This is a genomic window from Seonamhaeicola aphaedonensis (assembly GCF_003386195.1).
GTDB classification, from domain to species: domain Bacteria; phylum Bacteroidota; class Bacteroidia; order Flavobacteriales; family Flavobacteriaceae; genus Seonamhaeicola; species Seonamhaeicola aphaedonensis.
The window spans coordinates 272,708-287,534 of sequence record NZ_QRDX01000005.1; the positions used below are offsets into that span (position 1 = coordinate 272,708).

14 protein-coding genes are annotated in these 14,827 nt (G+C 32.6%); 5 read left to right on the forward strand and 9 right to left on the reverse strand.

Translation table 11 applies throughout. The features are described from left to right. Positions 1 to 117: 117 nt before the first annotated feature. From mazG to proB, 5 genes are all read left to right on the forward strand, one after another. Entirely contained in the window at positions 118 to 891 is a 774-nt protein-coding gene (mazG, locus tag DFQ02_RS10110; RefSeq protein ID WP_116524308.1) for a nucleoside triphosphate pyrophosphohydrolase, read from the forward strand. Between the two features lie 273 nt (positions 892 to 1,164). Continuing rightward, complete coding sequence (locus DFQ02_RS10115) at positions 1,165 to 1,665, forward strand: GNAT family N-acetyltransferase (protein WP_147297754.1); 501 nt, start codon at positions 1,165 to 1,167, stop codon at positions 1,663 to 1,665. Positions 1,666 to 1,672: 7 nt separating this feature from the next. After that, positions 1,673 to 1,864, forward strand: coding sequence for a hypothetical protein (locus DFQ02_RS10120; protein ID WP_116524310.1), 192 nt, complete (start codon positions 1,673 to 1,675; stop codon positions 1,862 to 1,864). Positions 1,865 to 1,890: 26 nt separating this feature from the next. Continuing rightward, a complete protein-coding gene (proC, locus tag DFQ02_RS10125; protein WP_116524311.1) occupies positions 1,891 to 2,697 on the forward strand; it encodes a pyrroline-5-carboxylate reductase in 807 nt (268 codons plus the stop codon). 1 nt (position 2,698) lies between these two features. Beyond that, positions 2,699 to 3,469 carry a glutamate 5-kinase gene (gene proB, locus DFQ02_RS10130; protein WP_116524312.1) on the forward strand — a complete coding sequence of 257 codons (771 nt, stop codon included), beginning with the start codon at positions 2,699 to 2,701 and terminating at the stop codon, positions 3,467 to 3,469. A gap of 90 nt (positions 3,470 to 3,559) precedes the next feature. Here proB and DFQ02_RS10135 read toward each other — a convergent pair whose 3' ends face one another. The 9 genes from DFQ02_RS10135 to DFQ02_RS10175 all read right to left on the reverse strand — a co-directional run bounded on the left by DFQ02_RS10135 (position 3,560) and on the right by DFQ02_RS10175 (position 14,808). Next, positions 3,560 to 5,569, reverse strand: coding sequence for a DUF349 domain-containing protein (locus tag DFQ02_RS10135; RefSeq protein WP_116524313.1), 2,010 nt, complete (start codon positions 5,567 to 5,569; stop codon positions 3,560 to 3,562). Positions 5,570 to 5,661: 92 nt separating this feature from the next. Then, entirely contained in the window at positions 5,662 to 6,414 is a 753-nt protein-coding gene (locus DFQ02_RS10140; RefSeq protein WP_116524314.1) for a shikimate dehydrogenase family protein, read from the reverse strand. Further along, entirely contained in the window at positions 6,411 to 7,427 is a 1,017-nt protein-coding gene (locus DFQ02_RS10145) for a DUF368 domain-containing protein (RefSeq protein WP_116524315.1), read from the reverse strand. Before DFQ02_RS10145 ends, DFQ02_RS10140 begins: the two co-directional genes overlap by 4 nt. Beyond that, entirely contained in the window at positions 7,427 to 8,350 is a 924-nt protein-coding gene (locus DFQ02_RS10150; RefSeq protein WP_116524316.1) for a DUF368 domain-containing protein, read from the reverse strand. Before DFQ02_RS10150 ends, DFQ02_RS10145 begins: the two co-directional genes overlap by 1 nt. A gap of 143 nt (positions 8,351 to 8,493) precedes the next feature. After that, positions 8,494 to 9,879: a tetratricopeptide repeat protein gene (locus tag DFQ02_RS10155; RefSeq protein WP_116524317.1), complete on the reverse strand. Its 1,386-nt coding sequence runs from the start codon at positions 9,877 to 9,879 to the stop codon at positions 8,494 to 8,496. A gap of 154 nt (positions 9,880 to 10,033) precedes the next feature. Next, on the reverse strand, positions 10,034 to 11,218 hold the full coding sequence (locus DFQ02_RS10160; protein ID WP_116524318.1) for an aspartate aminotransferase family protein: 1,185 nt from the start codon (positions 11,216 to 11,218) through the stop codon (positions 10,034 to 10,036). Positions 11,219 to 11,224: 6 nt separating this feature from the next. Beyond that, on the reverse strand, positions 11,225 to 12,967 hold the full coding sequence (locus DFQ02_RS10165; RefSeq protein WP_116524355.1) for an OstA-like protein: 1,743 nt from the start codon (positions 12,965 to 12,967) through the stop codon (positions 11,225 to 11,227). Between the two features lie 100 nt (positions 12,968 to 13,067). Then, positions 13,068 to 14,342, reverse strand: coding sequence for an adenylosuccinate synthase (locus tag DFQ02_RS10170; protein ID WP_116524319.1), 1,275 nt, complete (start codon positions 14,340 to 14,342; stop codon positions 13,068 to 13,070). A 13-nt stretch (positions 14,343 to 14,355) separates the two neighbouring features. Next, on the reverse strand, positions 14,356 to 14,808 hold the full coding sequence (locus tag DFQ02_RS10175; RefSeq protein ID WP_116524320.1) for a Fur family transcriptional regulator: 453 nt from the start codon (positions 14,806 to 14,808) through the stop codon (positions 14,356 to 14,358). Positions 14,809 to 14,827 lie beyond the last annotated feature (19 nt).

Consider the following 14,827-nt stretch of genomic DNA (forward strand, 5'->3'; position numbering starts at 1 on the left):
TAATGGATTTCATGACACATTAAAAGTTTATCTTTTCTAAAAACAGTCTTTCTAACATTTAAGATAGTTACTTTACGTTAAAATTTCAAAAACACTACATTTACAAAAACTTCAAAGATGAACTCCAGACAAGATCAACTCAAAGCATTTGATAGACTTTTAACCATAATGAACGAGTTACGTGAGCAGTGTCCGTGGGATAAGAAGCAAACCATGGAGAGTTTACGTCATTTAACCATTGAGGAAACCTATGAGCTGGGTGATGCTATTCTTGATAATGACCTCGAGGAGGTTAAAAAGGAGTTGGGAGATGTGTTGCTTCATATTGTATTTTATTCTAAAATAGGTAGTGAAACTAATGATTTTGACATTGCCGATGTCTGTAATGGAATTTGTGAAAAGCTTATTAGCAGACATCCTCATATTTACAGCGATGTAAAAGTTAATAATGAAGATGATGTAAAGCGAAATTGGGAGAACCTAAAATTAAAAGAAGGTAAAAAAAGTGTTTTAGAAGGGGTTCCAAAAAGTTTACCAGCTTTGGTAAAAGCCAATAGAATTCAAGAAAAAGTAGCTGGAGTTGGTTTTGATTGGGAAAAACCCGAACAGGTTTGGGAAAAACTAGAAGAAGAATTAGCCGAATTTCAATATGAAGTTAAAACTGGCAACAAAGATGCTATGGAAAGTGAATTTGGTGATGTTTTGTTCTCTTTGGTAAATTATGCTCGTTTTTTAAAAATCAACCCTGAGAATGCCCTAGAGCGAACCAATAAAAAGTTTTCTAAACGTTTTCAATATTTAGAGAAAAAGGCAAAGTCTTTAAACAAAAGCTTAAAAGATATGACACTTGCCGAAATGGATGTGTTTTGGGAAGAAGCAAAAAGACTTTAATAAGTCATTGTTTGACTTACACTTATCTTAATAAAAGTAATTTGTTAATGGAGACTTGTTTTTGTAAATTTGCAGCATGAGTAGCGGAATACATGAAACAAGAAATAATAGAATCTTCAACTTTAACTTTCTAGTCTTTAGAAATCAGTCTGATAAGTTTATTCCTCCTTCACTTTAGTTTACCCTGCAGTAAGTTTTTATGAAAGTAGAGTTTGTTGGTCAAAGTTTATGATAAATCAAACCAATCTTAAGTACTTACTATATACACTTTAATTGTCCATTTTAAAAATGTGGGCAGGAAATTATAACACCTATACCCATTATTTAATGATCATAAAGACCTTTGACGCCTTTTCTAGATTGTCAATTATACAAATTAATAGAGTAACAAGATTCATAGTTGGAAACTACAGTAATACTAGAGAAACAAAAACCGCTATTAGAAAATCAATAATGTATGCTACTAAAGAACTTCCAGGTTTGGGTGGTTTTGTTTTTACAGTGGAGCATAAAAATGAATTACTAGCGGCGGCTGTGGTTAATAAGACTGGAATGAATGAATATCTATCAGAAAACATATTAGTGTATTTAGCAGTAAAGGAGGAATACAGAAAAAAAGGCATTGCAAACAAGTTAATACAACATATTGTGACGTATTGTAAAGGTGATATTTCTATATATGTGCAAAGAGACGATGTAATAATGAACATGTTTAAAAAATTCGGATTTGAATCTAGAAATGTTGAAATGCGGCTTGAGCGAAAAACAAAATAAATAAACAATGAAAATTATACAAATAAAGAGAAAAACAGTAGTTGAAAAACGCTATAGTATAAAAATGGGAGAATTAATCACACATGTAACATATATAAAAAAGCACATTTTAGGTCTTCCTGTTAAGACATTATATAAATATCGTAAAACCTACTATGGAGAAGTAAAAGATTGTAGTGATTGTATTTTATTTATCTAAAACTATATAAACCAAACATATTTTAAATGAGAATATTAGTTATTGGAGCCGGTAATATGGGCTTGACATACGCAGAGGGAATGTCAAAATCTAAGCTTTTAAAGAAACGCAATATCATGGTGTTAGATACTAGCGAAGAAAAATTAAAGGAACTCAACGCAGTATCACATTTTGATGCTTTTAACAAGCTTGAAGACTGTGTGCCTAAAGCAGACATCATATTTATAGCTGTTAAACCTTACCATGCTGAAAATGTATTTAAGGCCATTTATCCGTTAGTAAAGCCTCAACAGATAATTATTTCAATTATGGCTGGAGTAACTATTTCCAAGATAAAAACTCTAACAGGGTTGAAAAAAATTGTTAGGGCTATGCCTAATTTACCCGCTAAAATAGGTAAAGGGTTAACGTCTTATGTGGTGTCTTCAGAAGTATCAAGGGTCGAAAAGCTCACTATAGAAGGATTGTTAGATACCACAGGAAAGTCTATAGAAGTATCAAACGAAGAGCTAATAGATGCCTCAACAGGAATTTCAGGAAGTGGGCCAGCTTACGTATTTTACTTTATGCAAAGTATGATGGAAGCCGCACTACAAATGGGTTTTTCAAAAAATGATTCTGTGACTTTGGTGAGTCAAACTTTTACGGGAGCTGTAGAGTTGTTTAATCAATCTAATTTATCACCAAATTCTTGGATGGAGCGTGTAGCCTCAAAAGGAGGTACAACAAGAGCCGCTTTAGATTCTATGGAAGATAATAATGTAAGTTTATTAATTAAAGAAGCCGCTTTTTCTGCATTTAACCGTGCAGTAGAATTGGGTAAGGAATACTAAAATGAGAAAACAAAGAGTTGTTGTAAAAGTTGGCACCAATGTAATGACCAACAAGGACAATAGAATTGTAAGACCAGTTTTAAATCATTTGGTGGAGCAAATAGCTGAACTTTACGAAAGAGACATCATGACTATTTTAGTGTCTTCTGGTTCTGTAATAGCTGGGAAAGAAGTTTTAGGAAAGTCTAAAATAAAGAATAAAACCCAAAAACGTCAAGTATATTCTGCTATTGGACAACCTAGAATGATGCGGTTGTACTATAATATTTTTCATGATTATGGAATGAAGTGTGCTCAGGTATTGCCTACAAAGAGAGATTTTAGCCCAGGAGTGCACAGGCAAAATATGATTAACTGTTGTGAAGGACTTTTATCAGAGGGAGTAATTCCTATCGCTAATGAAGATGATGCAGTTTCAGTTACTATGTCTATGTTCTCTGATAATGATGAACTAGCGAGTTTAATAGCACAACTTTTAGATGTAGACAAGTTAATTATTTTAACAGATATTGATGGTCTTTATAATGGGCATCCAAATGAAGATGATAGTAGTTTGATTAAAAATGTAAATCCTAACGACGATTTATTAAAGTATATTAAAGATGGTGGTAAAGAAGAAGGTGAAGGCAGAGGAGGTATGGGTTCTAAATTAGACTACGCCCAAAAGGCTGCAGCAAAAAACATACCTACATTTATTGTAAATGGTAAAAAGAGAAACACCATAATTGATATTATTGAAGGAAAACCTGTAGGAACAAAAGTTTCTTTGTAAATTATAGGTCATATTTCTATAAGAATAAGAAGGGTTTAACACTTAGTGTTAAACCCTTTCTAATTTATTTGTAGAGGAATAACTCGATTTTTAATAAAGTTCTTTAATTTTTTTAAGTTTCGTTTTCCAAAGTTTTAAGGATTCTTTGTGCGCTTTGATGTTATTACTAACTTCTTTTACCAAAGGGTTATCATCATCAACATTAGTAAAGAACTGTAGGTTGTTTTCTAACTGATTAATTTTACTTTTAACCTCGTCAATTTTTTTACGAATAAAATTGCGCTCATTGTCTAGGTTTCTGGAATCTTCAGGATTATTTAATGTATCCAGTTTGTTTTCAAACTTAATCATTTCAACCTCATTTTTATCAAGGTTTGCACTAGACAATAATTCATCAACAGCTTTTTCAAATTGACCTTCAATGTATCGCTTGTCGTTAGGAACTTTACCAATAGACTTCCATTGAGTAATTTGATCTTTTACGGTTTGTATAACGTCTTCTTTGGTTCCTTTTGGTTTCAGAGATTTTAAGTTGTTTAAGAGCTCATTTTTCTTATTATAAGCATCTAAAGTCTCTTTACTTACAGCATTTCTACTGGCATGCAATCTATCAAAGTAATGATTACAGGCAGTTTTAAATTGTTTCCAGATTCTATCACTATCTTTTCTTGGAACATGTCCAATTTTTTTCCAGTCACTCTGAATCTTTTTCATGAGTGGTGTTACAGTATCATAATCTTCACTGTCTTTATTGTCTTCAGCAATTTTAATTAAATCTAATTTCTGCTGAAGATTAGTATATTGCTCTTTCTTTAAATCTTTGTAAAAAGCATTCTTTTTTCTATTAAAAGTTCTAACAGCTCCTTTAAATTTTGCCCAAGTACTTTCGTTAACCTTAATAGGTACTTTTCCGGCATTAAAGAACTCGTTTCTTAGACTCTCAATTTCTTTAATTTTCTTTTGCCATGCATTATGTGTATTGGCATCATTTCTGGCCGTAATTGCTTCAATATTGTCTATAATTTCAAGTTTTTTTTCTAGATTTTTTTCATAAGACTTATCTAAGTCTTTAAAATATTCTTGACGCTTATCATTAATTATTTTAGTAGCTGCCTTGAATTGTTCCCAAATAGCTTCGCGGTGTTCCTTTCCCACAGGTCCTAGCTCTTCTTTCCACATTTTATGGAGTTCCTGAAGCTCTCTAAAGGCTCTTAAAACGTTATCATCTTTGGCTAATTCTTCAGCACGCTCAATAATTTTTAATTTCTTTTCAAGATTATGCTTAAAGTCTAAGTCACGTAAGTCTCTGTTTAAATGCAAAAAATCGTAGAACATTTCCACATGATGGTGGTAGCTGTTCCATGCATTATTGTATTTGTCTCTTGGAATTGGACCTATGTTCTTCCAGCGTTCTTGAAGCTCCTTGAAGTGCTTATAAGTAGTATTTATGTTTTCCTCAATACTTATTAAACCTTTCAACTCTTCAATAATTTCAAGTTTCTGGTTTAAGTTGTCCTTTAGAGTTTTCTCAATGTTTTGGTAGTGTTCATTGAGTTTTTTTCTGTAATCTCTGTAAGCTGCTTTATATCTTTTCTGAACCGGAGAGGAGTAATAAAAATCTATTTCATGGCCACCATCATTGATGAATTCTTCCTTCTTTTCATCAATTAATGCTTGAAAATTTTCTTTGAAAGTATTGTTAATTTTATCAACATGCGACCTAATGGCCTGTACTTTTTCGTTTTTTAGAAGTTTTTCCAACTCTATGGCCAATGCCTCTAAAGACATAGAATCATAGTCCTTAACTTCAATTTTATGTCTTTCTTTGTTGCCTTCATCTTCAGCATCTTCAGCATTAGATTCTTCTATTTCATTTAAAACTTCATCATTTTCAGACTCCTTATTTGGTGCCTTTTCATCATGTTCAGTATGATTCACCTCAGTATCTTTGGTCTCTATACTCGCTGTGTCCTGAGCTTGCTGAGAGACTTCATTTTCAGATAAATCATTATTTTCTAGAGTATTGGATTCTGAGGTGTTAGTGTTTAAGTTATTTTCTTCAACTCCCTCTGCATCATGAAGTTTATTCGTGTCAGACATTCTTAAAAATGTTAAGGTTCAAAAATAGTTTAAAAACTAAAGATACTAACAACTAAAATGATTTACAAAGAATAGAGAGTGGATTTAACTATTTATTTAAGCTTTCCTTGTAAATTCCAAATAGACCAAGCCTTTTCAGCTTGTAACTCCAGCATTTTCAATCCGTTTATAATTACAGCTCCTTTTTCTTTACCTTTTTTTAAGAATTTGGTTTCTTCTGGATTATAGATGAGGTCAAATAATATATGCTTGTCTGTTATGCTATCATAAGGAATATGTGGACAATCATCAATATTAGGAAATGTACCTAAGGGCGTACAATTAATAATTATCAAAGTTTCTTTAATGTCATTCTCTGAAAGTGTGTCATACGTAAAATCAATACCTTCAGACATTTTTCTAGAAACATACTGATAATTTACACCTAGTTCTCTAAGGGTGTAAGCAATAGCTTTACTGGCACCACCAGTACCTAAAATCAATGCTTTGTTATGGTATTTTTTTAAAAAAGGTTCAATAGATTTTTTGAAACCATAGCAATCTGTGTTGTATCCAACTAATTTTCCTTTCTTTGTTATTTTAATGGTATTAACAGCTCCAATTTCTGCCGCTTTTTTATTAATCTTATCAAGAAAAGGTATTACTTCTTGTTTATATGGAATAGTAACATTTAAACCTTTGAGCCCCTTTGTATTGTTTAAAATAGAAGGCAATAAATCAATGGATTCAATATCAAAATTTTCATAGGTAGTATCTGTAATTTGTTCTTTTTCAAATTTAGATTTAAAGTAAGCTCTTGAAAATGAATATGAAATATTTCTACCTAATAGGCCTAATTTGTTCATTTAACTTTTCTTGTTTTTTGTCCGTACCATTCAAGGCTCAAAACTATTAAAATTCCAACAACTATAAAACCGATGGCGATATAGGTTTCTGAATTTAATTCTGGTAGAAATCGTTCATAATTTTCAATGATTTTTTCACCACGGGAGTCTAATTTGAAGGAACCATCTGCTTGTGTTTTAAAAATAGTTTTTTTCCAAGGCCATACAACTCCTAAAGACCCAATAATAAAGCCCACTAGTAATGAAAGCGTTATGTTTCTAAAGCGCTTTAATACATAATTTAGAATATGCGAAAACGTTACTAAGCCTACCACAGATCCAAGAGTGAAAACCCCCAAAACCTCCAGCATTTTAATTCTGTAAGCATTATCAATAAATGTAAAATCTCCTGAAAAAACATCAAACATAGTATCATAAAGCGCATTTACAGAATCTACTAGAAGTAGTACATAATTACCCATAAGTATTAGAATAAAAGAACCAGAAAATCCAGGGAGTGTCATTCCTGAGACACTAATCATACCGCATAAAAAAACAAAAAATAAATTATCATTTTCTTTGGCAGGGTCTAAAAAGCTAATACTAATGCCTATTATAATGCCTATCAATAGCGATACAAATGCTTTGGTGCACCAACCCTCAAAATCTTTACTTATGTAATAAATGGAGCCTGCTATCATTCCGAAGAAAACACTCCAAACGTATAATTCATAGTGAATAATGAGATAGTCTAGTAACTTAGATACACTAAAATAACTGACTATCATTCCTAAAAAAAGTAGACTAATAAATTTCCCGTTTATATATCTGTAGAAGCTCTTAAACCTACCGTTAATTAGAAGTTTAAAGGCTTTACCATTGAATTTTTGTAGTGAATAGATAAACTCTTCGTAAAAACCAGCAACGAATGCTACTACACCACCAGATACACCTGGTACTTTGTTCGCAGCACCCATGCCTAAACCCTTGAGAAATAGAAAAATCTTATCAGTAAGCGTTCTGGTACTTTGCATTATTGTGTTTTCGAGCCTAATTTTTCAAGTATAAAAATAGTTATGAATCCAAAAATCATCAAACCTAAGGCAAATAAAATTTGGTTGTCCCCATCTAAAGAAAACGGAGAAATACTTTCCTCTAAAAAAGGAACTTGCTCTCCTTTAGAATTAGTTCTGTATGATAATACCTTTTTCCAAGGCCAAATTTTGTTTAATGAACCTAAAATGAAACCAGTTAATATAGCTAATGTTAGATTATGATAGTTTTTAAACAGCCATTTTAGGAGTTTTGAAAACGATAACAAACCAATTACAGCGCCAAAGCCAATAATTAAAATAGATTTAATGTCTTTATTGTTCACAGCTTCTAAAACCGGTTGATATGCTCCAAGTAGCACTAATATAAAGGCTCCAGAAATACCTGGAAGAATCATGGCACAAACAGCCAAAGCACCAGCAAAAAATAAAAATAGATGACTTGAATTTGATGATGCTAATGATGGTATTATGGTAATATAGTAAGCAACAAAAGCTCCTAATGTCAAACTAATAATTATTCCTAAATTCCATTGTTTTATTTGTTTACCGATAAAGAGAACACTAGCCAAAACTAACCCAAAAAAGAAAGACCAAATTAAAATAGGATGATGTTTTAAAACCCATTCCAATCCTTTTGCTAATGATAAAACACTTATGCCAATTCCTATAAACAAAGCAAGTAAAAAGTTGCCGTTTAGTTGACTCCAAGCCGCCTGAACCCCTTCTTTTTTTAGGGTTCTCAACAACGAGAGATTTATGTTGTTAAGCGCAGTAATTAATTCCTCATAAATACCTGAAATAAAAGCTATAGTGCCTCCTGAAACACCAGGAACCACATCGGCCGCACCCATTGCTAATCCTTTAAGAGAAATGACTGCATAATCAATAAAGCGTCTTTGCATTGCTTTGAATTTTAAAACGAAAACCAAAGGTATACAATTTACCCGATAATTATGATTTTATTAAATTTAGGTAGATACCAAGGAAATGAAACTAGCTATTCTTTGGTAAATGTAAATATCAACGGTATTTTAAATCAAATAAGTTAATTTTGTTTTAGTAAGTTTTTCACAAGGATTTTATTGGCGACTTTTGGGAAGAGTTCTTCAATAATAAAGGCGTAATCCTCATTAAATTTAAGACCATTTTTTAAGTGAAATTCGCCTTTTTGGTTTTGATTCAAAAGAAAATACAATCCAGCTAGTCTATATTCTAATTCAGCATTTTCTGGGTAAAACTCACAGGCTTGTTCGAAATTGAAAATAGCAGCCTCAGGTTCACCAAGCTTTATTAATAAATCGCCTCTAGATAACCAGGTGTTTAACTCATAATTACCTAGTTCTAAGGTTTTTTTAAAGCCTCTTTCCGCTTCTTCATAAAAATTGAGTCTTTGGTTAATCTGTGAAAACAATTTCCAATAGATTACGTTTTCAGAATCAATATTAATAGCCTTATTGATATAGTACAAGGCTTTTTGATAGTTTTTCTTTTTATTATAAAACTTGGTAATGGCAATCCAACCTTTATCTAAAAGCGGATCTTCGTGTACAGTTTTATAGTAATATTGAACAGCTAGTTCATTATTGCCTAACTTTTCATAACACGAGCCAATTCGAAGGAGAGCAAAGGAAGTAGGCTCGTCAAGCTTTAAAGTAATGGTGTAATTCTCAATGGCATCTTCATATCTTTTTAATTTTTCTAATACTTTGCCTCGTTCTAAGTAGGCACCAACAAAAGTATCATCAGAAATTATTGCGAAATCAAATGCCGCTAAAGCCTTATGGTATTTTTTTAAAATTATGTATTGCTTTCCTAGTTGGTGCCATGCAACTTCACAGTAAGGGTTTTTATCAAGAAAGACATTTAAATAGGAGATAGCATCTTCATTCTGATTTAAAAATTCAAAACAATAAATGATATTATAAAGTGCAGAATAATCTTCTAAATCTTCCTCTAAACATTTCATAAAAAAGGTTTTGGCTTCTTCGTATTCGTCTAGAAAAAGGTACTCCATACCTATTAGGGAATATATATCAATTATATCATCAGTTAACTCTAAAGCTCTTTTCAGAACATCAATAGCTTTTTGATGCTCGTCTTTTTTAGATAAAATGTTAGCTTTTTGAATGTAGATTTCTTCATTAGTAGGATCTAAGCTATAAAGTTCATTTAATAAATTATCTGCCTCTATAAGTTTGTCTTCAAAAACATAAACTTCTACTCTAAAAAGGCGTAAATTAATGGATGTAGGATGTTGATCCAACCCTAGCTTTATAGCTTTTTTAGCCAAAGCAATTTTTCCTTGATTTAGATAGTGGTGAATAATGTTTTCAAACTCTTCAGAATCGAAGAACAAAACATGATTTGTTTTCAACATCGATTCAAACTTGGTAAGTGGCAAATTGTTGTTGTCGTTATGACTAAACTCCATAAGCAATTTGTAAGTGTTCTATATCAATAAAGTTAAGTTTCTATTTTAGTTATTAAAGAAATTACTACAAATGTTTTTAACAAAGTAATGAACAGACAATTTTAATAATGTAACATGAAAATTATATACTGAATATCAGTAATTTACATGTTTTCTATGTTTGATGAATTTCGTTTAGAACATCAATAATTATAGCGCAACCTTTGATAATTTCTTCTTTTGATATTGTTAAGGGTGGTGTAATTCTGATGGCTTTTTCCTCAAAAAGAAGCCAAAAAAGAATTAATCCTTTGTCTTGAGATTTTAAAATTAATTGATTAGTTATTTCGGCAGAATCCGTCATAATGGCTAACATTAATCCTTTTCCTCTAACTTCTTTTATTAGTGGGTGTACGAGCAGTTTTCTAAAGAGTTGTTCTTTTTTTAGAGTTTCCGGGATTAACTCACTTTCAGTAATTTCTTTTAATGTGGCTAAAGCTGAAGCAGCTATAACAGGATGACCACCAAACGTTGTAATATGTCCCAATTTTGGGATATCCATTAATAAGTCCATAAGATTGGTTGAAGCTGTAAAAGCACCAATGGGCATGCCGCCGCCTAAAGCTTTTCCTGTAACAAGAATATCTGGGATACAGTTATAATTTTCAAAACCAAATAGTTTACCAGTTCTACCTATACCTGGCTGAATTTCGTCTAATATTAATAATGCACCAACTTCATTGCAGCGCTCTCTAACTTTTTTCAGGTAGTTATTTTGAGGTTCAATAAAACCTGCACCTCCTTGAATGGTTTCTAAAATAACACAGGCTGTCTTATCAGTTATTTTATTAAGGTCACTTTCTATGTTAAACTCAATAAATTTTACATCGGGAAGCAAAGGTCTAAAAGCTTGCTTACGTTCTTCAAAACCCATAACACTCATAGAGCCCATAGTATTTCCGTGGTAAGCTTTATTTGCTGCTATTATTTCACTTCTTCCTGTGGCTCGTTTAGCTAGTTTTAAAGCCCCCTCAATAGCCTCTGTACCTGAATTAGTGAGATAAGTTTTTTCAAGAGGTTTGGGAAGATTCTTAGCCAATAATTTTGTGAGTTCTACAGCTGGTTTTTGGATATATTCTCCGTAAACCATTACATGCATATACTTGTCTAACTGTTCTTTAATAGTATTAATTATTTTAGGATGACTGTGCCCTAGAGGGCATGCAGAAACTCCAGCAACAAAATCTAGGTAAGCATTTTTTTTTACATCATAAATATACGAGCCCCGGGCATGAGAAATTTCCATGGCCAAAGGGTGAGGAGTGGTTTGTGCTTGGTATTTGTAGAAGTCACTTTTCAACTTTAGTTATTTTGTGGGAATCGGTTTCTTTTTAATATTCCGCTTGTTAGTGTCTTTATGAGGGTCTTTGTTTTCTTGTTTTGTAAGTTGTTTGAGTCTATCCTCATCAAAAAAATCTTCTTGTGGTATATAATCTTCAAGCCCTTTGATAATAGGTAAGTCCAAAGGTGGGTCATCTTTAAATAAATCTTCCACACTATTTATTCGTTCTTCTCCTCTCCAATCGAATCCTCTTAAAAATTTATCGCGTTCTTCATATTCTGATTCAGGATGTAGGCTACCGTCAACTTGGTTTAATCTTGTGTATTCTTCAATGGCACCTTCATCAAAAAGAATAGAAATACTTCCTGATTTTGCTTTATCTATACCTATGAGTTCTTGTTGGTCATTTCTCGCATAAAAAATGGACTCAGCATTTTTGGTAATATCTACTTGACGAAGTTTATTTTGATCATTGAATAAACCTTTTAGGTGCATGCCATAAATTTGATTATAACCTGTTTTGCTAACAGTATCTTGACTGATAATGAACGCATTTTCAAAGACTAAAAGCGAATCAATTTTTTCAGATTCTGGATTTGAAATTAAATGAATGGTATCTCCTGTCATTTGGTTTTCCAAATTCCATAGAATAGGTTTTCTAGCTAATGAGAATCTATCACTTAAACCCAATTCATTAAGATTAATAAGTTGGGTTAACCCTGTTTTTTGATTTGAGTGAATAGAGTCTGCCTTTCCACTTAAATCAGACTTGTAAATTCTAGCATTATAATAAGCTCTAATGATTCTGTTGTCTGGTTTACCAGTCACCATAATTTTATCGGCATGCATGTAAATGGAGTCATTTTCCTGAACGGTAATAGCCAAGGCACGTTTCGTGATAAAAACAGAATCTTTTTCCTCGCCTTTAAAAACTTCGGCATAATGTCCCTTAATGATACTATGGTTTATGGTGTCTGTAACTTTAATATTGTTAGAAGCAGAAGCAAAATCTTTGGTAGTATCAAAGTAAAGACTATCACCTTCAATTATTCTATTATCATAATCAATTCTAGCATTTTTAAGCGCATAACCAACTTCATTTTCGGAGTCATAAAACCCTTTTTCACAGTAGGTGGTACTTTCTGGGGTTGTTATGGTTGAAGGACCAAATAAATAGGCTAATCCAGTATCTGAGTAAAAATCGAAAAAATTAGATTTAATGGTAGTGCTATCATTAACCAGAACAACATCTTCAACAAATTTGAATTTGTTTTCTTGCATATAATGTCTTCCAATTTTACTAGTAATAGTAGTGGTTGAGTCTTTCACAACTGTGCCACCACTCCTATAGAAGGCCTCCTGTTTTAGTCTGTCAAAATACAGGGTGTCTGATGAAACCGTTGTTTTAGGGTCTTCTAAAATCACATCACCCCTAGCTAAAGCTAATTGTGTTGTACCACTATATTCAACATACCTTGAAGTCATGTTAACAGTGTCTGCCTGTTTCATTCTCACATTCCCATAAGCCTCAATGTAGTTTTTCTCGCCATAATGAATGGCCCTATCGCACCACATATTCATATCTTTGTGAGCGATATGGACCTGTTGAGAATCATCTCTTGTTAAAATCCTGGCACCTGGATAGTTGGTTTCATCTACATTTAATCTACCCGCATATTTTATTTCGATTTTCTTTTTTTCCTGTGTGTTTATAATGTTGCTAAACCCAATAGATATTAAAAGGAATATGAGAAGTTGTCTATTCAAAATGAAAATATTTGAGGCAAAAATAATCATATATGATGTTAGAAACGAAAAACGCTCCAAAATATTTTTGGAGCGTTTTTTATATCTGTTTTTAAAATTCTTAGTTCCTAAAAATAGTCTGTTTTCTATCTGGACCAACTGAAACAATGGTGATAGGAATTTCTAATTCTTTTTCTAAAAAGTTGATGTAATCATTTAACTCTTTAGGGAACTGAGAAGCATCTGTCATGGTAGTTAAATCTGCTTCCCAACCTTTCATTTCAGTATAAACTGGCTCTACATTTTCTGGTTCTATATTGTAAGGTAAATGTTCAATAACTTCACCTTTGTATTTATAAGCGGTACATACCTTTAAAGTTTTGAAACCTGATAGTACATCACCTTTCATCATATTAAGTTGGGTAACGCCATTTACCTGACACGCATATTTTAGAGCCACTAAATCTAACCAACCACAACGTCTTCTACGTCCTGTAGTAGCACCAAATTCATGACCTACACGCCCCATAGTTTCACCATCTTCGTCAAATAATTCTGTTGGAAACGGACCAGAGCCAACTCTTGTTGTATAAGCCTTAAAAATACCGAACACTTCTCCAATTTTGTTGGGAGCCACTCCTAATCCGGTACATGCTCCAGCAGCTGTAGTATTACTGGAGGTTACAAAAGGATACGTTCCAAAATCAATATCTAAAAGAGAGCCTTGTGCTCCTTCGGCTAAAATGGTTTTACCAGATTTTTGAGCCTGATATACATATTCCTCAGAGTCAATAAAAGTTAAGGATTTTAAAACATCAATAGCTTTAAAAAACTCTTCTTCTAGGTTTGCTAAATCGTATTCTATTTCAACATTGTAAAATGCTATCATAGATTCGTGTTTATCTGCTAGTGTTCTGTAGCGTTCTTTCCAATCCGATAGTTCCAAATCACCAACACGAATACCGTTTCTACCCGTTTTATCCATATATGTTGGGCCTATACCTTTTAATGTTGACCCAATTTTGGCTTTGCCTTTAGCAGCTTCACTTGCGGCATCTAACAGCCTGTGAGTTGGCAAGATTATATGTGCTTTGCGCGAAATAAGAAGTGATTTCCTATAGTCAATATCTTGTTCTTCTAATTTATCAAGCTCACCTTTAAAAATCACAGGATCAATAACCACCCCGTTACCAACCAAATTAGTGGCATCATCATGAAAAATCCCTGAAGGAATGGTATGTAACACGTGCTTTTTTCCGTTAAAAACCAAAGTATGTCCTGCATTGGGGCCACCTTGAAAACGGGCAATAATATTATAGTTTTTGGTAAGTACGTCAACAATTTTTCCTTTGCCTTCGTCTCCCCATTGTAGTCCTAGTAGTAAATCTACTGCCATTGTAAAAAATTAGTTATTTGGTTGATTTTCTATTTCCGTAAAAATAAAGTGAGTGGTTGTTGATTTCGATATCGAAAACTTCTTCAATTGTTTTTTTGATTGATTGAATTCTAGGGTCGCAAAATTCTATAACTTCGCCGGTATCGGTTAGAATTACATGGTCGTGCTGTTTATCAAAATAAGATTTTTCATAATGCGCTTGGTTCTGACCAAATTGGTGCTTTCTCACCAAACCGCATTCCAGAAGTAATTCTATGGTATTATAGAGTGTGGCACGAGATACTCTATACTTTTTGTTTTTCATATTTAGATACAGAGATTCTATATCAAAATGATCATTATTGTTATAGATTTCTTGCAGTATAGCATAGCGTTCTGGAGTTTTTCTGTGACCTTTTGTCTCTAAAAAGCTAGTAAAAACGCTTTTAACTATTTCTTGATTTTTAGTATCTACCTTTGCACTCATAATTTAGTGGCAAATTTAC